21 protein-coding genes are annotated in these 25149 nt (G+C 62.1%); 8 read left to right on the forward strand and 13 right to left on the reverse strand.

Going from position 1 to position 25149, the window contains the following annotated elements; all coding sequences use genetic code 11:
- The first annotated feature begins 102 nt into the window (after positions 1-102).
- The 5 genes from colR (at position 103) to ACZ889_RS08730 (ending at position 3812) form a co-directional block, all read left to right on the forward strand.
- Positions 103-786 carry a two-component system response regulator ColR gene (gene colR / locus ACZ889_RS08710; RefSeq protein WP_003255215.1) on the forward strand — a complete coding sequence of 228 codons (684 nt, stop codon included), beginning with the start codon at positions 103-105 and terminating at the stop codon, positions 784-786.
- A complete protein-coding gene (locus ACZ889_RS08715; RefSeq protein WP_180688807.1) occupies positions 776-2086 on the forward strand; it encodes a sensor histidine kinase in 1311 nt (436 codons plus the stop codon). Before colR ends, ACZ889_RS08715 begins: the two co-directional genes overlap by 11 nt.
- A gap of 107 nt (positions 2087-2193) precedes the next feature.
- Complete coding sequence (locus tag ACZ889_RS08720) at positions 2194-2874, forward strand: class I SAM-dependent methyltransferase (protein WP_003255211.1); 681 nt, start codon at positions 2194-2196, stop codon at positions 2872-2874.
- Between the two features lie 6 nt (positions 2875-2880).
- The gene (locus ACZ889_RS08725; protein WP_049586448.1) at positions 2881-3579 is read left to right on the forward strand and encodes a lipopolysaccharide kinase InaA family protein; all 699 of its coding nucleotides are present in this window, start codon (positions 2881-2883) and stop codon (positions 3577-3579) included.
- Positions 3579-3812, forward strand: a complete 234-nt coding sequence (locus ACZ889_RS08730) for a hypothetical protein (RefSeq protein ID WP_047603320.1) — start codon at positions 3579-3581, stop codon at positions 3810-3812. The genes ACZ889_RS08725 and ACZ889_RS08730 overlap by 1 nt, the downstream gene beginning before the upstream one ends.
- Before the next feature lie 108 nt (positions 3813-3920).
- Here ACZ889_RS08730 and ACZ889_RS08735 read toward each other — a convergent pair whose 3' ends face one another.
- The 11 genes from ACZ889_RS08735 to ACZ889_RS08785 form a co-directional block, all read right to left on the reverse strand.
- Positions 3921-6965: a multidrug efflux RND transporter permease subunit gene (locus tag ACZ889_RS08735; RefSeq protein ID WP_180688806.1), complete on the reverse strand. Its 3045-nt coding sequence runs from the start codon at positions 6963-6965 to the stop codon at positions 3921-3923.
- Positions 6966-6977: 12 nt separating this feature from the next.
- The gene (locus ACZ889_RS08740; RefSeq protein WP_180688805.1) at positions 6978-8126 is read right to left on the reverse strand and encodes an efflux RND transporter periplasmic adaptor subunit; all 1149 of its coding nucleotides are present in this window, start codon (positions 8124-8126) and stop codon (positions 6978-6980) included.
- 218 nt (positions 8127-8344) lie between these two features.
- Positions 8345-9442 carry a DUF1513 domain-containing protein gene (locus ACZ889_RS08745; RefSeq protein ID WP_108078510.1) on the reverse strand — a complete coding sequence of 366 codons (1098 nt, stop codon included), beginning with the start codon at positions 9440-9442 and terminating at the stop codon, positions 8345-8347.
- A 2-nt stretch (positions 9443-9444) separates the two neighbouring features.
- Entirely contained in the window at positions 9445-10509 is a 1065-nt protein-coding gene (locus ACZ889_RS08750) for an imelysin family protein (RefSeq protein WP_010952113.1), read from the reverse strand.
- Positions 10510-10528: 19 nt separating this feature from the next.
- Positions 10529-11956 (reverse strand): di-heme oxidoreductase family protein, encoded by a 1428-nt coding sequence (locus ACZ889_RS08755; RefSeq protein WP_476257314.1) that lies wholly within the window; start codon positions 11954-11956, stop codon positions 10529-10531.
- Between the two features lie 109 nt (positions 11957-12065).
- Positions 12066-12452 carry a hypothetical protein gene (locus ACZ889_RS08760; protein WP_020192047.1) on the reverse strand — a complete coding sequence of 129 codons (387 nt, stop codon included), beginning with the start codon at positions 12450-12452 and terminating at the stop codon, positions 12066-12068.
- 13 nt (positions 12453-12465) lie between these two features.
- Positions 12466-12948 (reverse strand): hypothetical protein, encoded by a 483-nt coding sequence (locus ACZ889_RS08765; protein WP_180688803.1) that lies wholly within the window; start codon positions 12946-12948, stop codon positions 12466-12468.
- Between the two features lie 141 nt (positions 12949-13089).
- Positions 13090-14424, reverse strand: coding sequence for an imelysin family protein (locus ACZ889_RS08770; protein WP_012051295.1), 1335 nt, complete (start codon positions 14422-14424; stop codon positions 13090-13092).
- A gap of 155 nt (positions 14425-14579) precedes the next feature.
- The gene (locus tag ACZ889_RS08775; protein ID WP_180688801.1) at positions 14580-16631 is read right to left on the reverse strand and encodes a putative bifunctional diguanylate cyclase/phosphodiesterase; all 2052 of its coding nucleotides are present in this window, start codon (positions 16629-16631) and stop codon (positions 14580-14582) included.
- A 300-nt stretch (positions 16632-16931) separates the two neighbouring features.
- On the reverse strand, positions 16932-19388 hold the full coding sequence (locus ACZ889_RS08780; protein WP_180688800.1) for a membrane-bound PQQ-dependent dehydrogenase, glucose/quinate/shikimate family: 2457 nt from the start codon (positions 19386-19388) through the stop codon (positions 16932-16934).
- A 206-nt stretch (positions 19389-19594) separates the two neighbouring features.
- Complete coding sequence (locus ACZ889_RS08785; RefSeq protein ID WP_003255190.1) at positions 19595-20497, reverse strand: GntR family transcriptional regulator; 903 nt, start codon at positions 20495-20497, stop codon at positions 19595-19597.
- Positions 20498-20690: 193 nt separating this feature from the next.
- Between ACZ889_RS08785 and ACZ889_RS08790 the strand changes: the two genes are divergently transcribed.
- Positions 20691-21440 carry a hydroxypyruvate isomerase family protein gene (locus ACZ889_RS08790; protein WP_104886647.1) on the forward strand — a complete coding sequence of 250 codons (750 nt, stop codon included), beginning with the start codon at positions 20691-20693 and terminating at the stop codon, positions 21438-21440.
- Between the two features lie 153 nt (positions 21441-21593).
- Here the strand turns inward: ACZ889_RS08790 and ACZ889_RS08795 are convergent, their stop codons facing one another.
- On the reverse strand, positions 21594-22190 hold the full coding sequence (locus tag ACZ889_RS08795) for a superoxide dismutase (RefSeq protein WP_003255187.1): 597 nt from the start codon (positions 22188-22190) through the stop codon (positions 21594-21596).
- 266 nt (positions 22191-22456) lie between these two features.
- Positions 22457-23056: a LysE/ArgO family amino acid transporter gene (locus tag ACZ889_RS08800; protein ID WP_003255185.1), complete on the reverse strand. Its 600-nt coding sequence runs from the start codon at positions 23054-23056 to the stop codon at positions 22457-22459.
- Between the two features lie 101 nt (positions 23057-23157).
- On the opposite strand from ACZ889_RS08800, the gene ACZ889_RS08805 reads away from it, so the two are divergent.
- Positions 23158-24048: a LysR family transcriptional regulator ArgP gene (locus tag ACZ889_RS08805; RefSeq protein WP_003255184.1), complete on the forward strand. Its 891-nt coding sequence runs from the start codon at positions 23158-23160 to the stop codon at positions 24046-24048.
- Positions 24049-24097: 49 nt separating this feature from the next.
- On the forward strand, positions 24098-25090 hold the full coding sequence (locus tag ACZ889_RS08810) for an NAD-dependent epimerase/dehydratase family protein (protein ID WP_003255182.1): 993 nt from the start codon (positions 24098-24100) through the stop codon (positions 25088-25090).
- The last annotated feature ends 59 nt before the right edge of the window (positions 25091-25149 follow it).

A 25149-nucleotide genomic window follows, 5' to 3' on the forward strand; every position in this document is an offset into this window, starting at 1 on the left:
TCAAGTGCGGTGAATTTTCCCCAGGGCTGGCACCGTGCAGGCATAGGCCTTAAGCTGCGCCTGCCGCGCACCACAGCGAGAAGCGCCGCACAGGAGAAACCGATGCGCATTCTTTTGGTTGAAGACAACCGCGATATCCTGGCCAACCTGGCCGATTACCTGGGCATGAAAGGCTACACCGTCGACTGTGCCCAGGATGGCCTGTCCGGGCTGCATTTGGCCGCCACCGAACACTACGACCTGATCGTACTCGACATCATGCTGCCAGGCATCGATGGCTACACCCTGTGCAAGCGCCTGCGCGAAGATGCCCGCCGTGACACGCCGGTGATCATGCTCACTGCCCGTGACCAGCTGGACGACCGCCTGCAGGGCTTCCGCTCTGGGGCTGACGACTACCTGCTCAAGCCATTTGCCCTGTCGGAGCTGGCGGCGCGCATCGAAGCGGTGCTGCGCCGTGCCCAGGGCGGTGGGCGGCGCACCCTGCAGGTGGCTGACCTGAGCTACGACCTCGATACCCTCGAGGTAACCCGCCAGGGTCGCCTGCTGAAGCTTAACCCGGTCGGCCTCAAGCTGCTGGCGGTACTGATGCAGAAAAGCCCGCACGTATTGCGCCGCGAGGTGCTGGAAGAAGCCTTGTGGGGCGACGACTGCCCCGATAGCGACAGCCTGCGCAGCCATGTGCATCAGCTGCGCCAGGTGATCGACAAACCGTTTGAGAAACCGTTGCTGCATACCGTCCATGGCGTCGGCTATCGCCTCGCCGAGGGCCGCGATGGAGTTTAAGCAAAGCCTTGCCCAGCGCATCATCATCGCCTTTGCCCTGATGAGTGCGCTGGTGGCCGGGGCCTTCGCATTCGGTATCGTCGGCACGGTGCACCTGGTCGAAGAGCGACTGATTTCCTCGGTACTGGGCGGTGACCTGCAGCGCCTGCTGCGTATGGACAGCGTCAGTGACTGGAGTCATCGGCCTCGCCCAGACCAGCTGTTCTATTTCAGCGGCGGGCGTGACGACTTCGAGCTGCCAAAGGACCTGCGGCACCTCGACCGCGGTTTCCACGAAGTGTTCCGAGACCAGCTGTCCTACCACGCCATGGTTGAGATCGTCGATGGTCGCCGTTATGTACTGCTGCAGGACCAGAGCGACTTCGAGGAGCGCGAGCGCGTACTGTTTGCCGTGGTTGTGGTGGGCTTCGTGCTCAGCCTGGTGCTGGCGGTCATCCTTGGCTGGCTGGTTGCACGTCGGGTAATGGCACCGGTCATCCGCCTGGCGCGTCAGGTGCGCCACCGCGATCAACTATTGGGCCTGGCCCCGCCGCTGGCTCCGGATTATGCGGCAGACGAAGTCGGCCAGCTTGCAGTGGCTTTCGACGACACCCTGGGCCGCCTGCGTGATGCGCTGACCCGCGAGCGGCTATTCACCAGCGACGTCAGCCACGAGCTGCGCACGCCGTTGATGGTGTTGGCTACGTCGTGTGAGCTTCTGATGGAAAACCCCGGCCTCGATGCCCGTGCGCGTAGCCAGGTGGAGCGCGTGGCGCGGGCCACCGAAGAAATGCGCGAGCTGGTCAAGACCTTCCTCATGTTGGCCCGCGCGCAGCGTGATGAGGGGGCAGTGGCGTCACGGGCGACCCTGCGCGAAGTGGCCGACGAGCTCATCGGGGTGTGGCGCGACACCATCGAACAGAAAGGCCTCACCCTGTATTTCGATGGCCGCGTGAGCGCTAGCCCTGTGCTGTACAACGCCACCTTCCTGCAGTCGGTGATGGGCAACCTGCTGCGCAATGCGGCGCACTACACCGACAGTGGGTATATCCGCCTGAGCCTGGAAGCTAACGGTTTCAGCGTAGAGGACAGCGGCGTGGGTATCCCCGAAGAGCAGCGTGAGGCCATGTTCAGGCCGTTCGTGCGCGGCGATGAACGGCGTGGCGAGGGCCTGGGGCTAGGGCTTTCGCTGGTGCAGCGGATCTGTGACGACCAAGGTTGGCGTGTCACCCTGACATCCACCTTGCCGCATGGCTGCCGCTTCCAGGTGGACCTGAGCAACACCGTGGCCAAAGGCGACCCGGACTCCTTGGTCGAGTAATGTCTTGTATCAGGTCAAATAGTGCTCAACGTTTTTTTCACATTGGCATGACCTGATTCCAACGCTTGCATGACTAGTGTGGGCGCAATGGAGTCAGGAGATGCCCAATGCGTAGCCCCATCAAGCTTGAATTTTCCGAGAAGTACGACAAAGACCATGCGCGCGAGTACTTTCTCAAGCACCAGGACGGCCTGGCGCGACGCCTTTCCCACAAGCGAGATGAGCAGTTGGCACGCCGCGCCCTGGCATTGGCGGGCGAGCCTGGTTTGGTACTGGACCTGCCATGCGGAGCGGGCCGTTTCTGGCCGCTGTTGGCGGAAAAGCCCAATCGGGTAATCATCGGTGCCGACAACTCCGAGGCCATGATCGAGACCGCCTGTGCGGCGCAACCGCCAGAAGTGGTGGCACGGGTACGGCCTTTGCAGACTTCGGCATTTGCCATCGACCTGCCAGATAACGCCGTGGACAGCATTTTCTGCATGCGTCTGTTCCATCACATTGGCGAGGCAGCGCACAGAAAGACCATTCTTTCGGAATTTCAACGGGTTAGCCGTGATAGCGTGATCCTGTCACTGTGGGTGGATGGCAACTTCAAGGCCTGGCGCCGGAAAAAGCTGGAGCAGCGCCGTAGCGCCAAGGCCGAACAGGATAATTACCAGAACCGTTTCGTGTTACCTGCCGAAACGGTCGAAGAAGAATTCAGGGCCGCCGGCTTCAGAATCCAGGAACGCCTGGACTTCCTGCCGTTCTATGCCATGTGGCGGGTCTATGTATTGCGTAAGGGGTAGTGTTTGATGGCTGTAGCCCATAAAGGGGAAGCGCAGTTCGATTTTTACTGGCGCCAGCAAGGCGAGTGGGTCGAGGAGCCTAACCAGCGCCGCGGCGGCGAGAGTGGCGTGCAACGCCTTAACGATGCCGATGGCAAGCTGTTGTATGCCAAACGCCAGGTCGGGCATATCTACCGCAGCCTGTTGCACCCTTTTGGTCGGCCGACCGTGTTGCGTGAACTCGATGCGCTGAACAGTTTCGAGCAGTTGGGCGTGCGTGTGCCGCGCATCGTCTTCTGTGGCGCACAGCGTGATGCCGAGCACCAGTGGCGCGCGCTGCTGGTCAGCGAAGCGCTGGACGGTTTTGTCGAACTCGACACCTGGCATGCCGAAGGTGCCCGCGAGCGTTACCCGCAGGTAGTGCATGAGCGCATGCTCAAGGACCTGGCGGACAACCTGGCGCGGATGCACTTGGGGCACTGGCAGCACGGCTGCCTGTATGGCAAGCACGTATTCATCAAGGTAATCGGCGAGGGCGAGCAGGCCCGCGTCGAAGTGGCGCTGCTGGACCTGGAAAAGTGCAGGCGGCGTATCAGCTGCCAGCGGGCGGCCGGCAATGACTTGCGTCAGCTACGCCGCCATTCGTCGCTCAATGACGCGGAATGGCGGACGCTGCTCTACTTTTACAAGATGGCGTTTGGCAGCGCTGTCAAAGGGTTAGAGTAATGAAACTAGAAATTGCTCGAGCTTTGTTCCTGGTAGCTGGCCTGGCGGTGACCACCGTGGCGGTGGCTGCCTGGGAAGAGCCGAGGCCGACCGTGTTCAGCAAGGCTGAGATGGCAGACCAGTGCGCGTTGCCGCGGGATGCAAAACCGCAGCAGCAGGCCCGGAGCGAGCCGGACCAGGACCTTTTGCTGTTCCTGTTTGGCCTGCGTCAAGGGTTGCGGCCACAGGGATGAACCCTGCGTTAGCTGAAAAAGCCAGAGGCCTCGCGATTGCGGGGCCTTTGGTTTTTTGCGGCTGCCTTGCCGGCCTCTTCGCGGGCAAGCCCGCTCCCAAAGGTCGGTTCAAGCGATTGCAGGTGCCTTGGCGCTCGCCTTGTGCGCCAGCAGGGTGTAGATGCACGGCAACACAAACAAGGTAAACAGCGTGCCAATCGACATCCCGGTGGCAATCACCATACCGATGTCAAACCGGCTTACTGCTCCCGCCCCGGTTGCCAGAATCAGCGGCACCATGCCGAACACCATCGCCGCGGTGGTCATCAGCACCGGCCGCAGGCGAATGGCCGCTGCTTCCTCGATCGCTTCGCGCACACTCAGGCCACGCTCATCGCGTAGCTGATTGGCGAACTCGACGATCAGGATTCCGTGCTTGCTGATAAGCCCGATCAATGTCACCAGCCCGACCTGGGTGTAGATGTTCATGCTCGACACACCCAGGAACAGCGGCAAAAGCGCGCCACAGATGGACAACGGCACGGTCACCAGAATCACCAACGGGTCGCGGAAGCTTTCGAACTGTGCAGCCAGCACGAGGAAAATGATCGCCAGCGCCAGGCCGAAGGTGACCCACAATGCGCTGCCTTCCTGTACATACTGGCGGGCCACGCCGGCGTAGTCGAAGGCAAAGCCCTCCGGGGCCTCTTCGCGAGCGATGTCCTGCACGGTCTTCAGTGCCTCGCCCAGGCTGACCATGGGGACGCCCTGGATGATCGCAGCGTTCAGTTGCTGGAACTGGTTGAGCTGGCGTGGGCGAGCGCGGTCGGTGAGGGTGATCAGGGTCGACAGCGGCAGCAACTGGCCCTGGTCGTTCTTAACGTAGTAGTTGTTCAGCCAGCCGGGGTTGTCGCGGTAAGGCCGTTCAACCTGGGCGATCACCTTGTAACTGCGGCCTTCAAGGGTGAAACGGTTGATTTCCGCCTCGCCCAGCAGGGTCGCCAGGGTGCCGCCGAGGGTGTCCATCGACACCCCCATCTGCGCCGCCTTTGCCCGGTCGATGTCCACCACCACTTCGGGCTTGTCGAAGGCAAGATCGATATCAAGGAAGGCGAACTTGCCCGATTCCTGAGCGCGCGTCTTGATGCGCTGGGCCACGTCCAGCAGAGCCGGGTAGTCGCCAGCGGTATTGATCACGAACTGGAATGGCAAGCCCTCGCCAGTGCCGGGTAACGAAGGCAGGTTGAAGCCGAAGATCTGCAGCCCGCTGATTTCCTCGAGTTTGGCCTGCACCAGCGGCAGTAGCTCCATCTGTGTGCGTTCGCGCTCGTTCCAGGGCTTGAGCAAAAAACCACCAATACCGGTCTGCACGCCATTGAAGCCGTTGATCTGAAACGACGAGTAATACTCGGGGAAGGCCTTGAACAGCGGTGTGAACTGGTCGGTGTAGGCGTTGAGGTAGTCGAGGTTGGCCGGTTGAGGCGAGCTGCTCATCATGAAGATCACCCCCTGGTCCTCGTTGGGCGCCAGTTCGTTCTGGGTGAATTTGAGCAGCACCGGGATCAGGCACAGGATGATCACGGCAAACACCAGCACCACCGGCCGGCTGTCGAGGGTGGCGTGAAGCACGCGCTGGTAGCGCCCTTTCAGTCGTTCGAACAGCTGGTCGAGGCGGTGGGCCAGGCCGCTCGGGTTCTGCTCCCGGCGCAGCAGCAGGGCGCACATCATCGGTGACAGGGTCAGGGCAACGATACCGGAAATGATCACCGCCCCGGCCAGCGTCAGGGCAAACTCCTTGAACAGCGCGCCGGTGAGCCCGGTGAGGAAGCCGATCGGTGCATACACGGCGGCAAGGGTGATGGTCATGGACACCACTGGCATGGCAATTTCGCGCGCGCCTTCCAGGGCTGCGTCGAACGGCGACTTGCCTTCTTCCATGTGCCGGTGAATGTTTTCCACCACCACAATGGCATCGTCCACCACCAGGCCGATCGCCAGCACCATGGCGAGCAGGGTCAGCAGGTTGAGCGAGTAGCCCATCATCTGCATGAAGAACAGTACACCGATCATCGACAGCGGTATGGTCACCACCGGAATCAGTACCGAGCGCAGGGCGCCAAGGAACAGGAACACCACGACGATGACGATCAACACCGCTTCGCCCAAGGTCTTGATCACTTCGTCGATCGAGGCCTGGATGAACCGCGTGGCGTCGTAGGCAATCGACACTTTCAATGCCGAGGGCAGCTGGCTTTCCAGCTCAGGCATGATACGCCGCACTTCCTTGATGACATCCAGTGGGTTGGCGGCCGGGGTGGCCTTGATGCCGATATAGACCGACGGAGTGCCGTCGAACGAGCTGACCGTGTCGTAGTTTTCTGCGCCCATCTCGACCCGCGCCACATCGCCCAGCAGCACGCGGCTGTCACCGCTGGTCTTGAGCGGCAGGGCGGCGAACGCCTCGGCCGACTTCAGCTCGGTGCTGGCGTTGACGCTGGTGACCACGTATTCGCCTTTCACCTCGCCAGCGGCGGAAAGGAAGTTGTAGCGGCGTACGGCATTGGTCACGTCGGTAGCCGAAAGGCCGAAACCGGCCAGCTTCACCGGGTCCAGCCAAAGGCGCATGGCGAACACCTGGTTGCCGAGGATCTCCGCCTCGGCCATGCCCGGCAAAGTGGCCAGCTTGGGCTGGATAACCCGTGACAGATAGTCGGTGATCTGCGGGTTGCTCATTTCCTTGCTGTAGAAGCTGACGTACATCAGCGCCGAGGCGTCGGCAGCTTCCTTGCTCAGTACCGGGTCTTCGGAGTCCTGGGGTAGCTTGTTACGCACCTCATTGGCCTTGGCCAGCAGCTCGGTGAACAGCCGGTCGCTGTCGGCGCCAACGCGCGCGTAAATGGAAATGATCGAGAAGTTCTGCCGGCTCACCGAGGTCATGTAGTCAATGCCTTCGGCGCTGGCCAGGCTTTGCTGCAATGGCTGGGTGATATAGCCCTGAATGGTTTCGGCGTTGGCCCCGGGGTAGGCGGTGGTGACCGTGATCAGGGCGTTTTCCATTTGCGGGTACTGGCGGATCTGCAGCTTGTTCCAGGCCTGGAAGCCGAGCAGCAGAATCAGCAGGCTGACCACGCTGGCCAGCACCGGGCGGCGGATGAACGGGTCGGTGAACGCCATGCCAGCCTCCTGTCAGTCCTTGGCCGCTGCGCCCGGTTCGGGCTTGAGGGCGTTGTCCTGGCCAATGCGTATTGCGGCACCGGGTGTGAGTTTCAGCTGCCCGGCGGTGACCACCTGTTCCCCGGCCTGCAGGCCTTCGCTGACTACAACCACGCCGTCTCGGCGCTCGCCAGTCTTTACCGTGCGCTGTTCGGCGACCAGCTGGGGTTGGCCCTTGTCGTTGTATTCCGGTTTGCCGTCCTTGTCCTTTTTCGGTGAGGCGACATACACCGAGTTGCCATACAGGGTGTAGGTAATGGCGCTTTCCGGCACCACCACTTGCGGCTGCGGGTTGGGCAGCAGGATCAACAGGCTGGCGAACATGCCTGGCAGCAGTTTGCCGTCGGGGTTGGCCATGGTGGCGCGTACCAGCAGGTTGCGCGTGGTTTCCTCGACCTTGGGGTTGATGGCGCTGAGGCTGCCGGGGAAGCGCTGGCCGGGGTAGGCGGCCACTTGCACCAGCACCTGCTGGCCCAGGCTCAGGTGTGGCAGCGCCTGTTCCGGCACGTTGAAGTCTACGTACAGGCTGGACGTGTCTTGCAGGGTGGCGATCACAGCCCCGGCGGCCAGGTACTGGCCGATGTCCACCTGGCGGATGCCGATGGTGCCGCTGAAAGGCGCATTGATGCGTTTCTTGATCTTCTGCGCCTTAAGCTGCTCGACCACTGCCTGGTTGCGCCGGTACTGGGAGGAAAGGCGGTCGAACTCGCCGCGGGAGATGGCCGAATCGCCCACCAGCTGGCTGCCACGGCCGAAGTCGACCTTGGCCAGGCCCAGGTCGGCCAGGGCGGTACCGAGCAGGGCTGTTTCCTGATCGTCGTTGAGCTGCAAGAGCAGTTGCCCGGCCTTGACCTGCTGGCCTGAGTCGAAGTGCAGGGATTTGACGATGCCTTCCACCTCCAGGCTCAGATCCACACCCTGCAGCGCCTTGAGGCTGCCGACAGCGGGCAGGCGTTCTTGCCACGGGCGTTGTTCGGCCATGGCAGCCGCCACGGTGATGGGGGGCTTGGGGGCAGTGAACATCTGGATCTGCTGGTAGATCGAGAAGGCTTTGTAACCCCCCAGGGCCAGCACGATCAGCAGAACCACGGCCAACATGATGAGCATGCGGCGGCGCAGCATAGGTCCGGTTCCTTGGATGCAGTTGTTATTCGCTTCTACACGACAACGGGCGATCCTGCCCACGTGCGGATGGGGGAAGTATTGACTGTTTTTCGGGAGGAGGGGCGTGAAATGCCTGTGCCGGCCTTTTCGCGGCTAAAGCCGCTCCTACAGGGACCGTGTAGAACCCTGTGGGATCGGCTTTAACCGCGAGAAGGCCAGTGAATGCAACGGAAAAATCAGACGAGATGCAGGTGGTTGTCCCAGAAGCCGGACGGCAGGTTCATCGGTTGCCCGACCAGTTCGGCCTTGCGGCAATCGTAGAACCGGCAGCGGCCCTGCCCGGAGGTGACGACAAAGCCGTCCTTCACCGCGCCAACGCCTGCGCAGTCGGGCATCGGGGCATCCAGCCGCACCGCGCCGCTGTCCAGGTCCCAGACGAACAGGCGGTTGGCCCGCGGTGCCGTCAGCGCCACCAGCCGCAGCTCGCTGTGGATGGCAACGCTTGCGGTGTATTGGGCCATGGCTTGCAGTTGCCGCTCTGGCACCGGGAAGGCCTTGAATGGCTCGCCCGGGCGCTTGATCGCCAGCAGCTCGGCAGTTTCATCGGCATCGCCCATGAACTGCTGGCAGGCGGCGATGGTGCCATCGCTGGCCACTGCCAGGTGTCGTACGCTGTTCATCTGCTGGGCCAGGGTTTCCTTGCTCAGCAGGGTGCCGTCGCGCTGCATCAGCACCAGGCTCGGTTGCATGGCGTCGAGGTTCATCTCGACACGGCTTTCGGCTTCGGTACGGATACCGCCGTTGGCCACGACCAGCGTTTCACCGTCAGGCAGCCAGGCAACCTCGTGCGGGCCGATACCGTGGGTCGGGATCTCACCGGTGTGCACCAGGCGTTCGCCTTCGAAACGGTACACGCCAAGCACACCGCGGCCTGGGTCGGTGGTGTCGTTCTCGGTGGCATACAGCCATTCGCCGCCTTTGTGCACGACGGCGTGGCCATAGAAGTGCCGGTTCGGCTGCGAGGCTACCGTTTGCAGCAGGCGCCCGTCACGCAGGTCGATCAGGTAGCTTTCGGTGCCTGGGCGGCGGGCGACGAACAGGGCGATGGGCAGCTCAGGGTGGTGGATGATGGCATGGCAACGCTGAGCGACCTGGGTGCTGAACACCTGTGTGCCGTCCAGGCGAAAACCTACGGCATAGTGCTGGCCGTCGCCGTTGTCACGCGCCGAGAGCAGCAAGGGTTCGCTGCCTTTGCTGCGGAACAGGCTCCAGCCGCCCAAGGTGAGGGCACTGAGCAATACGCTACCGAGTTTGAGTGCCTGGCGTCGCAGCATGATCAGTCACCGTCGTTGGCATTGAAGCCCAGCTGGATGTTCAGCGCCTTGGCCAGATCGCCTTCGTGCAGGCGGTGGACGACGTTCAAGCTGTCGTAGATCTGGTTGAGGGTTTGCTGACCGGCGTCGTCGGCCAGCAGCTCACCCAGCGTTTTCTGGTTATCGGCCAGCAACTTGAGCGAGGTTGCGTAGGCAGCGTCGATCTTGTCCGCCAGCGCTTTCTGATCGCTGGGCAGCAGGCCGCGCAGGCCCTGGTTGTCTACCCCGACCCAGACAGCTTCGGCGGCCTTGAGGCTGGCCTGCAGGCTGTTCATCGAGTTGTGGCTGCGCCAGGCCTCGGCCTGCAGCGGCTGCGGGATGCCCTTGCTCTGACGGCCCATCGGTGCGCCGAGCTTCTTCTTCAGGGTATCCAGGGCGGTCACCTGGGCGCGCAGCAGATCGGCGATAGCCTCGTGGGAATCGGCGTAGCGCTGGTTGGGGAACTTAGTCATCTGCGAAAGCATGCCATCGGTGCTGTTCCAGCCTTTGAGAATCTCCTCTGCCAAGGCCTTCTGGTGCGCGCCGATGGCCACCAGCAGCGGGCAGTAGCGGGCTTTCTGTTCGGCAGTGGCGATGTCCGGCTTGCTGTCGAACAGGATGTACTCATAGGCCGACAAGCCACGTACCACTACGCTGGACTTGCCCAAAGCCTCAGCATCAACCGGCTTGTCGCCGTTGACCAGTTGCTCGACCTGACGGCCGACCAGGTTTTTCTTGTCAGGCCAGAATTGGACCTGCCAGGCGCGGTTGCCTTCAGCCAACGGGCCGACCAGTAGCGGTTGCAGCTCGGCCCAGGCTTTTTGTGCATTGAGGAAGTCGGCGCGGGCTTTGTCCAGGCTTTCCTTGCCTTCGCAATACGCCAGGGCACTGGCAGCCAGCGTACGATCGGCCTCGACCCAGCGGCTGTAGGTAGGCAGGATCACCTGGTTGGCGATGGCGGCGGAGGTCACTGCTTGCGGGTCTTGTGGCGAGCAGGCACCGAGGGCGAGTGCGGCGAGGCTGGTGAACAACAGTTTGGGTCGGAACATGCCCGGCTCCTTTGCGCGTTTAAAGTGAGTTCAGGAACGCCAGCAACGCGGCGCGCTGCTCGGCATTGAAAGTGAGTACGAAGTTGCGTGCCGCCTCGGCTTCGCCACCGTGCCACAGGACGGCTTCAAGCAGGTTGCGGGCGCGGCCGTCATGCAGGAACTGGCTATGGCCACTGACCGTTTCGCTCAGGCCGATGCCCCACAGTGGCGGCGTACGCCAGTCCTGGCCGTTGGCGGCGAATTCGGTGCGCTCGTCGGCCAGCCCCGGGCCCATGTCATGCAGCAGCAAGTCGCTGTAGGGGCGGATGACCTGGTTGGCCAACGCGGGTTCGGTGGCGTCGGCGGCGGTGGTGAACTGCGGTGTGTGGCAACCTTGGCAACCCGCCTGGTAGAACAGGTTCTTGCCCGCCAGCACCTGTGGCGAGCCGACGTCGCGGCGGGCCGGCACCGCCAGGTTGCGGGTGTAGAACGTGACCAGGCGCAGGATGTTGTCGCTGACTTCTTTCTCGCCATCGGCACCGTCGCCGTTGGGCGCAGCCAGGCAGCCGGTTTGTGCCGGAGTGCAATCGTCGTTGGGCAGCAGGGTGCTGGTCAGGCCCATGTCGCCGGCAAAGGCGTGCACGTTCTGCTGGTTGACGTTGGGCTGCCCGGCTTTCCAGCCGAAGCGGCCGATCACTGTTTTGCCCTGGGCGTCGTCCCACACACGGTTGGCCCGCCCGCGGATGCCATCGCGGTTACGGTCGTCCGGGTCTTCGTTGGCCAGCAGGTCGGCTTCGGGGATCGCTTCAAGCAGGCCCAGGCCGATCATCGGTGGTGCCACCCGCGCAGAAAAGCGCGTGTCGGGGTGCATCACACCATAGCCGAGCTGGGTGATTTGCAGGGCTGGCTTGCGCAGCTCGACCTGGTGGCCGTCCTTGAATGACACGGTTTCGCGGGTGTAGCTCACCCGCACCTTGCCTTCGGGCGCCACGCCGGGGATGGCCATGTCCTGCAACTGGGTACCGTAGACAGGCTCTGGCACCACGCCGAGGCGCTCGATCACTTTGGCCAGGTAGGGTTGGTCGGGGATCGACAGGCGTACCAGCATACCCACCGCGTTGCTGTCGCCCGGCTCTGGTGGATGGCCACGGCCATCGCGCACGTGGCAGTTCTGACAGGCGTTGGTATTGAACAGCGGGCCCAGACCATCACGCGCGGTGGTGGTTGACGGCGCGATCACCCAAGGGTTGCGAAAGAAGCTGTTACCCACGGCGAAGTCCAGGCGTAGCGCTGGCGAGAGGTTGGCCGAGGGTAGGGAATAGGCATTGCGGTCGCTGCGCTGCACGGTCGCCTGGCCACCCGACAACGCTTCGCCGGGCTCGGCGTGGGTGAAACGCGGGGCGTCGTCACAGGCGGCCAAGGCCAGGGCCAGCAGCAGGGGGGGGAGTCGGGACAGCGACAAGGACATCGAGAATCCTGGGCGTGAGCGAAAAACCGGCGTGCAGCTTAGCAGGCCCAGGATCATTGAATAAGAGCAATTTGCGTTTGCTTGATGAAATCGCTGCGAGCGCGGTTGGTCAGGCCATATAGAGCATGAAGTGTCGGTTGACCAGGTTGACGATCAGGTTCTTGTTGCCGCCACCGCGATTATCGCCGGTGACTTCGATGACTTCTTCGCTGGTGTATTCCATGGAGGAGGCGGTAATGCACTTGACCGCGTCCATGTGCGCAGGTTGCCAGTAATCCTGGAATATCCAGATGCTGGTGTCGGCAGACGGGCCGAGGATCAGGCGCAAGGCCTTGTGGTTCTCGGTCGATCTGCCGATCCACGGGATGGCCAGCGAGCCATTCCAGACGTGCTGGGCGCCGACTGCCAGGCTGTTGCTGCGGTTTTCACCGTCGATCAGGGTCAGGGTATAAGGCGTGTTATTGGCGATGGAGCGCAAGTAAGTGACATTGGCCATGTTTTGTTTCCTTTCAATGTTCAGTTTTCGGGCGGGGTAACGGGCTGGTCGGGGCGCGATAGACATAGGCCGCGAGCAAGGTGATTTCGTTGAACGGGGGGTCGAGCTCGGCGGGATGAAAGCGACCGAGCAGCTGCATCCCATGGTCAATGGCGACTGCCTCGAACATCCGGCGGTCGGTTTCGTTGGGGTCGTAGAGGTAGATCTTGCCGGGGCGGGCAACTACCCGGCACATTTCCTCGGCCACATGGTGGGTGATCGGAGCGCCCATCAGCGTCACGTGAGGGACTGCATGGTCGTCGAGGGGAAAGTCCGGAGCATCGTATTCGTATACGACAATGAGGTTGGGAATGTGCCCGCCAGCGAACGGCCCGTTGGAGATGAGCTGGCCAGCCTTGTTCAGGTTGTACGCATCGTTGAATCCGGTGATGAGGTCTTCCCCATTCATGCGCTGGACGATTCGGCCTTCGCCCCAGACATCAAGAATCTGTAGCACTGTGCCTCCTGTTAGGTTTGATCGAAGGCCTACAGGATGAGCATCTGCGTGCACGCCAGGCAGCGGGAAGCGTTTTACCCGGCAGCAAACGAAAACGCCCGGCACAAGGCCGGGCGTTTGCGATGAAGCGCTACAGCAGGATCAGAACTCGTGATCCGCAGTGTCCGGGTTCAGGTTGGCAATGCCCAGCTTGCCCGCGGCCTGCTCGATCGAGCCGGTCTGCTTGACCAGGGCGGCGATGGCGTCACGCACGATCTGGTTGCCAGCAGCGTTGTCGGCGGCGATCAGCTGGTCGTAGTGCTCGCCTTTGAGGGCGTGGTCGACGATTACCTGAAGCTTGGCCTCGGTGGCTTCCAGATCGGCCTTGAGGGCCGCATCGGCGGCCGGGTCAACCTTGGCGACCAGCGACGACAGGCTAGGGCCGGTCAGCTTGGTGCCGTCCGGGCGGGTGTACTCGCCCAGGTAGACGTTGCGGATGCCCTTGGCGTCGTAGAAGTGCGAGTAGTGGGTGTTGTCGCTGAAGCAGTCTTGCTCGTCTTCCGGCGAGTTGGCTTCCAGCGAAACTTTCATGCGCTCGCCAGCCAGTTCGCCCAGCGACAGGCTGCCCATGCCGAACAGCATCTTGCGCAGGCCGTCGTTGACAGGCTCGGCTTCCAGCTTGGCGCGGTAGTTGTCGGCGACGTTCGGTGCCCAGTTGCCGACCATCTCTTCGAGGTCGGTGACCAGCAGGTCGGTAACCGCTTTCAGGTAGGCGCGGCGGCGGTCGTTGTGGCCGCCGGTAGCGCCTTGGCCTTCCAGGTAGTCGGATGCCGGGCGGTTGCCAGCGCCAGGGCCGGTGCCGTTCAGGTCCTGACCCCAGAGCAGGAATTCGATGGCGTGATAGCCCGTGGCAACGTTGGCCTCGGAGCCAGCCAGCTCGTTCAGGCTAGCCAGTTTTTCGGGGGTGATGTCCTTGACGTCGACCTTCTCTTCGCCCACCTGGATCTCGGTGTTGGCGATGATGTTGGCGCTGGCCCCCGGGTTGCCCAAGGCGTGCTCGTAGCTCTTGTCGACGTAGTCGATCAGGCCTTCGTCCAGGGGCCAGGCGTTCACCTGGCCTTCCCAGTCGTCGATGATGGTGTTGCCAAAGCGGAAGGTTTCGCTCTGCAGGTACGGTACGCGCGCGGCGAACCAGGCTTCCTTGGCGGCTTTCAGGGTTTCGTCGTTGGGCTTGGCCAGGAACGCGTCGACCGCGGTCTGCAGCGTCTTGGCAGTGCTCAGCGAGTCGCTGTACACGGCGTAGACCATGTCGGTGTAATGCTTGACCACGGCTTTGCCGGCTGCTTCGTCGACAGCCCCTGGCGCAACAGCGGTGGTGGCGGCAGCAGGTGCCTGGGCTTGCGGCGCGGCGGCTTTTTCGTCCTTGCCTTCACCGCAACCGGCGAGGGCGATGGCAATGGCCAGCAGACTGGCGGAGGCCAGAGGCATTCGAATCATTATTGGTTTTCCTGCATCGTGTGGTTGGACCAAAGGGGTGGACCGTGCGCCGTGGCACGCAAAACTACAACATCATGCGAAAGATTTGCATTTGCTGTAAAGAGGTGGGCGCGCAATTCATGTAAATCAGGGGACCTGTAACCGGGCAGGTGGCCTCAGGACACCGAAACCCGGTTGCGTTGCGCTTGTTTGAGGAAGTGGGTCAGTTCACGGGCCGATAGGGGCTTGCTGTAGTGGTAGCCCTGGCCCTCGTGGCAACCCTGGGCAACGATGTAGGTTTCCTGCTCGGCAGTCTCCACGCCCTCGGCGATCACCTGCATCCCCAGGCTCTTGCCCAGCTGGATGATGGCGCGAACGATGGTGGCGTCGTCATCGTCGTCGAGCAGGTCCTGAACGAAACTCTTGTCGATCTTGATCTTGTCCAGTGGCAGCGACTTCAGATAGCTGAGGGACGAGTAGCCAGTGCCGAAGTCGTCGATGGCAATCAGCGCCCCGGAGCGGCGCAGGCTCAACAGGTGCTGGGCGGCGGTGCTGATGTCTTCCATCAGGCCGGTTTCGGTGACTTCCAGTTCCAGGCTGCGCGGTGGTAGGCGATAGGCTTGCAGCAGGTTGTTGACCACCCGTGGCAGCTCGCTGTGGTGCAGTTGCACGGTAGACAGGTTGACCGCCATGCGCAGGTCGCTGAAGCCCTGGTCGTGCCATTCGCGCAGTTGCCGGCAGGCCTGGTCAAGCACCCATTCGCCGATGCTGATGATGCTGCCGTTCTGCTCGGCCAAGGGGATGAACTGGTCGGGTGGCACCATGCCCAGGTCCGGGTGCTGCCAGCGTAGCAGGGCCTCTACGCCGACCACTCGGTGGTCGCGGTAGCTGATCTGTGGTTGGTACACCAGGTACAGCTGGTTGCGGGGCAGGGCTTCACGCAGGTCCTTTTCCAGTTCGCGACGGCGACGCATCTCGCTGTCGACGCTGGCGATATAGAACTGGTAGCGGTTGCGCGAGCGGGCCTTGGCCAGGGTCATGGTCTGTTCGGCTTTCTGCAGCAGTTTTTCGGTGCTGTCACCGTCTTCGGGGAACAGGGTGATGCCGATGGTCGCGCGCAGGCGGATTTGCTCGTGGTCGAGGTCGAACGGTACTTCCAGGTCGTCTAGGATGCTTTGCGCCAGTTCGGCAGCCTCGTAGGGCTGCTCGATATTGGCCTGTACCAGGGCGAACTGGTCGCCGCCCAGCCGCGCCAGAGCGCCCAGCCGGCCGCTGTGGGCGCGTAGTCGATCGGCCAGGGCCAGCAGCAACTGGTCACCGACCTGGTAGCTGAATTGTTCGTTGATACCCTTGAAGTCGTCCAGGCCAACGCACAGCACAGCCACTCGGTGCTGCAGGCGGCCGCCGTCGACGAGGATCTTGTCCAGTTGCTGCTGCAATTGCTGGCGGTTGGGCAGGCCGGTGAGGAAGTCGTACTGGGCCATGCGCTGCAGGCTGTTTTCCGCCTCGTGGCGCAAATGGGTGTTGCGCTCGATCGAGGCCAGCAACTGGTTGGCAGTGTTCACCCACAGGCCCAGCTCGTTTTTCTCGTGGCCCTTGAGCAGCGGTATCTGGTGCTGGCTGGGGCGGTCAGGGTTGATCTGGGTGAGGTGCTCGATGATCTTCGACAGCGGTTTGGTCAGCAGCCAGTGGTAGACCAGGTAAAGCACCAGGCCCATGGCCATGGCCCGCAGCACGCCGGATATGAAGATGATCACCGCGTTGATCAGGAAATCTTTGCCGTAGGAGGAGGTATCGAGGGTAATGCTGAGGTCGCCGTAGTATTCGCTGTAAGGGCCACGGCCTACCAGTTGCGTGGTGTAGGTGCGCTCCTGGCCGAGGATGAGGTCGGTGAGCCAGCGCATGGACATGTCCTGCAGCGGGCGGGACTTTTCTGCCAGCATGGTTTCGTTGGGGTGGCCAATGGAGGCCATGCGCACTGATTCGTCCTGGAACAGGCCTTCCATGACCTGCATGCCCATTTCACGGTCAAGGCTGTAAACCGCCTGGGTCGAGGGATCGCGGAACATGTCGAGGATGCGCTGGGCATCGTTGTTCACGGCTTGGCGGGTCTTGTAGGTGTCATAGACGATTTGCGCACAGCTGAGCACGACGCCGACCGCCAGCGCCGACAGCAGCACGACCCTGAGCAACTTGACCGACAAGCTGTTCCGCAATTCCAGCTTCAATGGGGTTTCCTTAATCCATGCGCATGGCATCATTTTGCCATCAACGATGACGATACACTACCGGCCGATCATGAGCAGTGTATCGGTTGCCTGACCCCGCAACTTGAATGCGCTGTGTCAATCTTCCAGAGGTTTGATGTTAGCGTGGTATGCGGTCTGAGCAAGCGTTTTGCGGGTGGGGCGCAGGTGAAATACGTGCTGGCTGCTTCGCGGATAGCCCGCCCCCACAGGCATGGCACACTCCTCGAACAGAGGGCCTGTGGAGCGGAAGTAACCGATGGCTGCCCCTGAAAGGCAGCGCTATTTCTCCGGCAGCGCCCAGGCAATGATGCTGTCACCCAGCTTGGTCGGAATCCGGTCATGCCCGCCGACCACGGCAACCACGTACTGGCGACCTTCGCTCACGTAGGTCAGGGGCGACGCCTGGTTGCCGGCCGGTAGGCGTTCTTCCCACAGCAATTCACCACTTTCGCTGTTGTAGGCGCGCATGAAACGGTCGATGGCAGCGCCGATGAAGGTCACGCCGCCGGCTGTAGCCACGCCGGTGGCATCGCTCGGTGTACCAATTTCGAAGCGCAGTTTCGAGGCGATGCCCAAGGGACCGCTGTCATAGCCGGTGCCGAATGGGCGGCTCCAGCGCACTTCACGGGTGCGCAGGTCGATAGCGGAGATGAACCCCCAGGGTGGCGCGATGCACGGTTGTTCCAGCGCCGACATCCATGGGTCCTTGATGGCCCCGTACGGCAGGCCGGCCTGGACGCGGAACCCTTGGTTATTGCCGGGCGACTCCTGGAACGATTTGGCATTGATCGCATCGAGCTGCTCGCGTGGAACCAGCCCCTGCATGTACGGCAGCCGCTGGTTGTTGATGATCAGCAGGCCTCGCTGCAGGTCCACCATCACGCCGCCCCAGTTCAGGCCGCCGTGGTGCCCGGGGAAGATCAGGCTTTGCTGGCCGACTACCGGTGGCGTAAAGATCCCTTCGTAACGCGCCTGGCGAAACTCGATGCGACATTGCAGCTGATCGAACGGTGTCAGGCCCCAGGCATTGGCTTCGTTCAGCACTTCCGGGTTTTTCGATGGACGGCCCATGGTGCTCGGCATGCCCGGTGACAACGGTTGCGTCGCCGCGGTGTTGTCCCCTGGGGCCGTGCCCTGTGGGACGGCAGCCTCCGAGATATCGACCAGCGGTTCGCCGGTGGCTCGGTCCAGGACGAACAACTGGCCTGACTTGGTGGCTTGAATGACTGCCGGGCGTGTGCCGTTGGCGGTGGGGAAATCGATCAGCGCCGGTTGTGGGCTCAGGTCGTAGTCCCAGAGGTCGTGATGGACGGTCTGGAAGTGCCATTTGACCTTGCCGGTGAGGGCATCCAGGGCCACCAGCGAAGAGCTGAACGTGTCTTCCTGTTCGGTACGGGTACCGCCATAGAAGTCACCTGCAGCATTACCAGTGGTGATGTATACCAGCCCCAGCTCGTCGTCGGCGGAAATCGGCGCCCATGAGTTGGGCGTGCTGAGCGTATAGGTTTCATCTGCCTCGGCAGGGGCAGTGCTATCGGGACGGCCAAGATCCCAGGCCCACTTTTGTTTGCCGCTGACTGCATCGTAGGCGCGAACCACGCCTGACGGTGCCGGGCGCACATCCGAGTCCAGCACCCGGCCACCGGTGATGACCACCCCGCGGATGACCAGCGGTGCGGAAGTGATGCCGGTGGAGCCTTTACGGAACGTACCCAGGCCGTCCTTGAGGTCGGCAAAGCCTGCCGTGCCGAAGTCTGGGCAGGCCTGCCCGGTAAGCGCATCAACTGCACCCAGGCGGATGTCGTTGGTGCCCCAGATGATGCGTTTGGCGCACAGCCCGCTGGCATTGGGTACTTCGTAGTACGAGACACCACGGCAATAGGCACCGCCGTTGGCGAAGTAGTCCGGGTCGACTTTCGAATCGTAGCGCCAGTTCTCTTTGCCGGTGGTCGCGTTCAACGAAATGATGATTTGCTTCGGCGTGCAGGTATACAGCGAGTCGCCAACCTTGATGGGGGTCGCCTCGTTCAGATACTTGGTTTTTTCGCCAGGCTGTTTGACATCGCCATGGTGGTATTCCCACGCCTTGACCAGGCCGGAAACGTTAGCTGGAGTAATCTGCGCTGCAGCGGAATAGTGGTTGCCGAGGTTCGAGCCGGCATAGGCGGTCCAATTGGTCTTGTCGTGAGACGCGGCGACGTTGGCGTCTGGTGATGCCACCGTGCTGCGGCTGAACGGTTGCTGTGAATGCGCGGTGATAGCCGGCGAGTCGGCCAGATGAACGGTGTTCGGGAAGAACAGCGGTGCCAGGATGGTGGCCGCCATCAGCAGCGGCAGCACGCCCATGATGCTGAAGTACAGTGCCTTGTTGATTTTGGCGAAGTCGCGGCGGACCAGTGGCCAGAAAGCCAGAAAGATCACACTGAGCAGTACCAGCCAGGCCAGGCGTGGAATATAGGCCCAGCCGTTGTAGCCCGACTCCCAGATCGCCCAACCGTAGGTGGCCAGGGATGCTGCGCCATAGAGGTAGATTCCGACCGCCTTCTTCAGGCCCATGAGTGCGGCGGCCAGCAACAATACGGTGCCCATCATCGCGTAGTAAGGCGAGCCACCGGCATTGACCAGCGCGCCTCCCTGATAGGCCAGTGTCAGGCCAAGCAGGGCCAGCAGAATCGTGTACACCCCGAACAGAAGGCTCGAGACCCCCGTCCCTTTAGCCAACGTTCCTTGTTCCATTGCATCCCTTCCTGTGTGATTCGGTGCCACAGTGCGTCCGAGCGGTGCGCATATTGCTTATTGTTGCAATGAAATACAATAAGTGGCGCGAAATTTACGGCGAGCGCTCATTTTTCAGGCTGCTTTGTATCTTGTGTCAAAAGGAGGCAATGGCTAAGCTGCCATGCCTGATTCACGCGCGGGTTTGAAGGGAGGTGGGAGAGGGGTTATGCCGGCTGGCTTTCCTGCAAGGCAGCCTGGCCGGTTTTGAGGCGGCCGACTTCGTCCAGATGTTTCCACAGAAACCGTGCGGCCTCTTCGCGCCGACCGGATTCGATCAGGTCGAGCAGGTGCAGGTGCTCCAGGCATTGCGTCATCAGGCGACTGCGGTCGACGTTGGCTTTGTAGCTCATGAAGCGTCTGAGCTGGTTTTGCCGGCGTATGGCATCGATGAAGAAGAGGTTGCCCGAGCATTGCACGATCATTTCGTGAAACTGGGCGCCGATTTCAAACAGTTGGGCACGTGACAGCGTGTGAATCTCGCCGTCGAGCATGGCCTGCTGTTGCGCCCTGGCTTTGGCAAAGGCGGCCTGGTTCACGTTGTAGCCCGGCTCACGCAGTGCGGCCGGCTCGATGGCCATGCGGAAGCGGTAGCTCTGGATGTGGGTCTGGGCGTTGTGCACGAATTCGTTGAGGCTCCAGCCTTGCCCGGGCTTGCGCTCGACCATGGCTTCGCTTGCCAGCCGGTTGAGGACCTTGAGCAGTTGCCCGCGAGGCACAGAGTAGCGTCGCAGTAGCTGGGCTTCAAAGAATTCGGCAGGGATTTCCCCGTTGAGGATGTCGTCCACCACACGCAGGTAGAAGTCTTCGAAGGGGTCGCAGACGGGCGGTACGGTGGCTTCCTGGATCTGCCCGGCGTCCTGTTTCAGAAAATAGCCGCGATTGGGCTCCTGGACCGCGATGTTCCACTCGGCGAGCAGGGCGAATACCCTGCGGATGGGGGAGCGGGAGACATCGAAGGCTTGGGCGAAGGTCTGCTCGCGCAATGGCTCGCCGGCCTTCATCGACCGGGCGCGGATCATCTCGATGACGCGAGGGGCCAATTGCAGGGCGAGGTCTTTCTTGATCACAGGCTGTATTCCGAATGTTTGACTTCAGTCGATCCGGCAGATTTGGGTCGGACTGGGGCAGGAAAATACCACACACGAAGGACCTGAGTATCTGCACGCAGCGAGCTGGCGCAGTTGCCGCCAGCGCAGTGCCTGAGCCGCGGCTCAGGATTTGGAACGACGAATGTTTTCTTCCCGGGATGGATCTTTACACATGCTCAAATTCAATGCTCACCTCGGCTTCCAGTTCAACGAAATGCCTTTTCTGCAGCGTATCGAAGCCGCCGCTGCCGCCGGATTTCGCGCGGTGGAATTCCCCTCGCCCTATGAGTTGGATGCGAGTTTGTTGGCTGATGAACTGGCAAAGTACGCGTTGCCATTGGTCCAGTTTGCCGCACCGGCTGGCGTTTCCAAGGGCATTGCTGCAGTGGCGGGCAGGGAACCCGAGTTTCGTGACGGGTTGCGCCAGGCAGCCAGCTATGCCCGCACACTGGCATGTACGGATGTGCACCTGATGTCCGGGATAACCCACGAGGATGGCGCCGGCAAGGTGTACGCGAGCAACCTGGACTATGCCGTGAAGTACTTCGAGGACCAAGGGCTGCGGCCATTGATCGAAGTGATCTGCACGCAGGAAATGCCAGGGTATTACATGTCCGACTTCAGCAAGGCACAGCAGGTGCTGGAGACGTATGCGAGTCTCGGGCTGATCCTTGATCTTTACCATGCGCAGTTGTTGACCGGAAATGCGGCCGATGTGCTGGCACAGTTCTTTGAGCGGACGGTGCATGTGCAGGTGGCCGACTGTCCTGGGCGGCATCAACCGGGGACGGGGCAGATGGACATTGCAGGGTTGTTTGCGACGCTGGAGCAGCGCGGGTATGCGGGCTGGGTCGGGTGTGAGTACCGGCCTACGGGCGCTACTGCGGATAGCCTTGGCTGGCTTGGTCAGTACGCCTCATGAAAGCCCTGTGCGCTGGCCCGTTCCAGAACCCTTGAAAAAAAACCGATGCCAGAAGACTGGCATCGGTTTTTCGAGGAAGCCCGGCGTGGATGGCAATGCTGGACTGCCAGCATTACGGCGCGAGGCCGGGTTTCTTGCTCAAGGCTGAGGGACTCAGGCCTTGAAGGTCTTGCCTTCGAACTGCTCGGCAACGAAGGCCCAGTTGACCAGGTTCCAGAACGCCTCGACGTACTTCGGACGCAGGTTGCGGTAGTCGATGTAGTAGGCGTGTTCCCAGACGTCGCAGGTCAGCAGCGGGGTGTCGCCGCTGGTCAGTGGGCAGCCGGCGCCGATGGTGCTGGCCAGGGCCAGGGAACCGTCAGCTTTCTTCACCAGCCAGCCCCAGCCGGAACCGAAGGTGCCAACCGAAGTCTTGGTGAACTCTTCCTTGAACTTGTCGAAGGAACCGAAAGCGGCGTTGATGGCGTCAGCCAGTGCACCGGTAGGCTGGCCGCCGCCGTTTGGCGACAGGCAGTTCCAGTAGAAGGTGTGGTTCCAGACTTGAGCGGCGTTGTTGAAGATGCCGCCCGAAGAGCTCTTGACGATCTCTTCCAGGGTCTTGCCTTCGAATTCGGTGCCTGGGACCAGGTTGTTCAGGTTCACGACATAGGTGTTGTGGTGCTTGTCGTGGTGATACTCCAGGGTTTCCTTGGAGATGTGCGGCTGCAGGGCATCATGGGCGTACGGCAGCGGCGGCAATTCAAAAGCCATGGTGGATCTCCTGATTCAGGTCTGTTTGCGGTTTGCGCAAGGCCGATCACGGGCGGCCCGATAAGCGTCGGCGAGTCTGTACTCTTTGCGACGCAAGGGCTGGATCATAGCACCGGGCCCGGCGCATAACCACGCAACAAACATAGGGAATAGAGGTTCCGCAGGGGCTGGGCTGTGCCGACCGGCGGCTCGGCGTTGCGCGGGTGTTGCCTGCAAGACCGCGTGCCGCTCGATCTTGCCGTTGATGAATATGCCGCGCCCCGAGGTCAGTTGAAGATCAATTGCGCCGCCACCGCGAACATCATCACCGCCACCATCAGGTCGAGCATGCGCCAGGTCGCCGGCCGCGCCAGCCACGGTGCCAGCCACGCCGCGCCAATGGCCAGGGTCGAGAACCACAGCAGCGAAGCGCTGGCCGCACCGGCCACGTAGGCGCCAGGGGCGGACTGTTGGGCGCCCAGCGAGCCGATCAGCAACACCGTATCGAGGTACACGTGCGGGTTCAGCAGGGTCACCGCCAGGGCGCTGAGCAGCACGGCGCGCCGAGAGCGAACGCCCTGGCCTTGCTGGTGCTGCAGGCTCTGCTTGGAGCAGGCACTGCGCAGCGCCTTGGCGCCGTACCAGATCAGGAACACTGCGCCGCCCCAGCGGGCGATTGCCAGCAAGGTCGGGTTGTGTGCCAGCACGGTGGCCAGGCCGAATACCCCGGCGGCCACGAGGATGGCGTCACAGACGATGCACAGCGCTGCCACCGGCAGGTGATGCTCACGGCGCAGGCTCTGGGCGAGGACGAAGGCGTTCTGGGCACCGATGGCCATGATCAGGCCGAAGGCCACCAGCATGCCATTGAGATAGCTTTGCCACATGGCAGGGCTCTCCAAAAAGGGTCACGGAAGATGCTGGCCATTGTGATGTTCGGCGCTGTATAAGAAAAACAAATAAAGCTGATCACCCATTAGGAAAATCGATGTTCGACTACAAACTGCTGGCTGCCCTCGCGGCAGTGATCGAACAAGGCGGTTTCGAGCGTGCGGCGCAGGTGCTGGGCTTGTCGCAATCGGCCATTTCCCAGCGCATCAAGTTGCTTGAGGCGCGGGTCGGCCAGCCGGTGCTGGTACGTGCCTCGCCGCCCGGCACGACCGAAGTCGGTCGGCAGCTACTCAACCATGTGCAGCAGGTGCGCCTGCTTGAACGCGACCTGCAGCGCCAGGTACCGGCGCTGGATGAAGAGGGCATGCCGGAGCGCCTGCGTATCGCCCTCAACGCCGATAGCCTGGCCACCTGGTGGGCCGGCGCGGTGGGCAACTTCTGCGCACAACAGAACGTGCTGACCGACCTGGTGGTTGAGGACCAGGAAGTGGGCCTGAAACGCATGCGTGCCGGCGAAGTGGCGGCCTGCCTGTGTGGGAGCGAGCGGCCGGTAGCCGGCGCACGCAGTTTGCCACTGGGGGCCATGCGCTACCGGGCATTGGCCAGTCCCGTGTTCATGGCGCGGCACTTCCCCCAAGGTTTTGTCGCCAGCCGCCTGGCCCGTACGCCAGCGATCGTGTACGGCCCGGACGATTTCCTGCAGCATCGCTACCTGGCATCGCTGGGCATAGAGGGTGGTTTCCTGCACCACCTGTGCCCTTCATCCGAAGGCTTCCTGCGCATGACCGAGGCCGGGTTGGGGTGGGGCCTGGTGCCTGAGCTGCAGGCCCGGGAGCAACTGGCCAGTGGGCAATTGGTAGAAATCTGCCGCGATACCCCTATCGATGTGCCGCTGTACTGGCATCATTGGCGCAATGGCGGGCAATTGCTCGCGCAACTGACCGACCACCTTCGGCACACCGCACAGCATTGGCTGGTGCCCTTGTAGCCATGGCTGGCGTCAGTTGCATCTGAAATCTGGCAAGACGGAGTGTTACATGCGAATTCTGGTCACCGGCGCGAGTGGCTTCATTGGCGGGCGCTTTGCGCGTTTCGCCCTGGAGCAAGGCCTGGACGTGCGCGTCAGCGGCCGCCGTGCCGAAGGGGTCGAGCATCTGGTCAAGCGTGGCGCACAGTTCATCCCGGGCGATCTGGGTGACGCCGAGCTGGCCCGGCGTTTGTGCCAGGGTGTCGAAGCCGTGGTGCATTGCGCTGGCGCGGTGGGTAACTGGGGGCGCTATCAGGATTTCTACCAAGGCAACGTGGTGGTGACCGAGAACGTGGTCGAGGGCTGCCTGAAAGAGCACGTACGGCGTCTGGTGCACCTGTCTTCGCCGTCGATCTACTTCAATGGCCGTTCGCGTCTGGACGTCCGTGAAGACCAGGTACCGCGTCGCTTCCACGATCACTATGGGCAAACCAAGTACCTGGCCGAGCAGAAAGTGTTCGGTGCCCAGGAGTTCGGCCTGGAAGTGCTGGCGCTGCGTCCGCGCTTCGTTACCGGTGCGGGCGATGCCAGTATCTTCCCGCGGCTGATGCAGATGCAGCGCAAAGGGCGTGTGGCGATCATCGGCAACGGCCTGAACAAGGTCGATTTCACCAGTGTGCATAACCTCAACGAGGCGCTGCTAAGTGCATTGTTCGCTGATGACCGGGCGCTGGGCCAGGCTTACAACATAAGCAACGGCCAGCCACTGCCGCTGTGGGACGTGGTCAACTACGTGATGCGCCAGATGCAGCTTCCCCAGGTGACCCGCTACCGTTCCTATGGCCTTGCCTACAGCCTGGCCGCGCTCAACGAGGCGGCCTGCATGTTATGGCCAGGGCGCCCGCAACCGACCTTGTCGCGCCTGGGGATGCAGGTGATGAGCCGTGATTTCACCCTGGATATCAGCCGTGCCCGGCAGTACCTGGACTACCAACCCAAGGTCAGCCTGTGGACGGCGCTGGATGAATTCTGCGGCTGGTGGAAGCATTTGCCGCCCGGCTGACAATGGTCATCAATGCGCCGCGCTGGCGGTTTATACTCGTGCCTCTTTGTGACTACCGC

Source organism: Pseudomonas sp. TE3895 (genome assembly GCF_056278855.1).

Bases quoted from the DNA above. Each gene is read 5' to 3' on its own strand.
- colR (WP_003255215.1), top strand. From the start codon at position 103: ATGCGCATTCTTTTGGTTGAAGACAACCGCGATATCCTGGCCAACCTG.
- ACZ889_RS08715 (WP_180688807.1), top strand. From the start codon at position 776: ATGGAGTTTAAGCAAAGCCTTGCCCAGCGCATCATCATCGCCTTTGCC.
- ACZ889_RS08720 (WP_003255211.1), top strand. From the start codon at position 2,194: ATGCGTAGCCCCATCAAGCTTGAATTTTCCGAGAAGTACGACAAAGAC.
- ACZ889_RS08725 (WP_049586448.1), top strand. From the start codon at position 2,881: ATGGCTGTAGCCCATAAAGGGGAAGCGCAGTTCGATTTTTACTGGCGC.
- ACZ889_RS08730 (WP_047603320.1), top strand. From the start codon at position 3,579: ATGAAACTAGAAATTGCTCGAGCTTTGTTCCTGGTAGCTGGCCTGGCG.
- ACZ889_RS08735 (WP_180688806.1), bottom strand. From the start codon at position 6,965: ATGGCGTTCACCGACCCGTTCATCCGCCGCCCGGTGCTGGCCAGCGTG.
- ACZ889_RS08740 (WP_180688805.1), bottom strand. From the start codon at position 8,126: ATGCTGCGCCGCCGCATGCTCATCATGTTGGCCGTGGTTCTGCTGATC.
- ACZ889_RS08745 (WP_108078510.1), bottom strand. From the start codon at position 9,442: ATGCTGCGACGCCAGGCACTCAAACTCGGTAGCGTATTGCTCAGTGCC.
- ACZ889_RS08750 (WP_010952113.1), bottom strand. From the start codon at position 10,509: ATGTTCCGACCCAAACTGTTGTTCACCAGCCTCGCCGCACTCGCCCTC.
- ACZ889_RS08755 (WP_476257314.1), bottom strand. From the start codon at position 11,956: ATGTCCTTGTCGCTGTCCCGACTCCCCCCCCTGCTGCTGGCCCTGGCC.
- ACZ889_RS08760 (WP_020192047.1), bottom strand. From the start codon at position 12,452: ATGGCCAATGTCACTTACTTGCGCTCCATCGCCAATAACACGCCTTAT.
- ACZ889_RS08770 (WP_012051295.1), bottom strand. From the start codon at position 14,424: ATGATTCGAATGCCTCTGGCCTCCGCCAGTCTGCTGGCCATTGCCATC.
- ACZ889_RS08780 (WP_180688800.1), bottom strand. From the start codon at position 19,388: ATGGAACAAGGAACGTTGGCTAAAGGGACGGGGGTCTCGAGCCTTCTG.
- ACZ889_RS08790 (WP_104886647.1), top strand. From the start codon at position 20,691: ATGCTCAAATTCAATGCTCACCTCGGCTTCCAGTTCAACGAAATGCCT.
- ACZ889_RS08795 (WP_003255187.1), bottom strand. From the start codon at position 22,190: ATGGCTTTTGAATTGCCGCCGCTGCCGTACGCCCATGATGCCCTGCAG.
- ACZ889_RS08800 (WP_003255185.1), bottom strand. From the start codon at position 23,056: ATGTGGCAAAGCTATCTCAATGGCATGCTGGTGGCCTTCGGCCTGATC.
- ACZ889_RS08805 (WP_003255184.1), top strand. From the start codon at position 23,158: ATGTTCGACTACAAACTGCTGGCTGCCCTCGCGGCAGTGATCGAACAA.
- ACZ889_RS08810 (WP_003255182.1), top strand. From the start codon at position 24,098: ATGCGAATTCTGGTCACCGGCGCGAGTGGCTTCATTGGCGGGCGCTTT.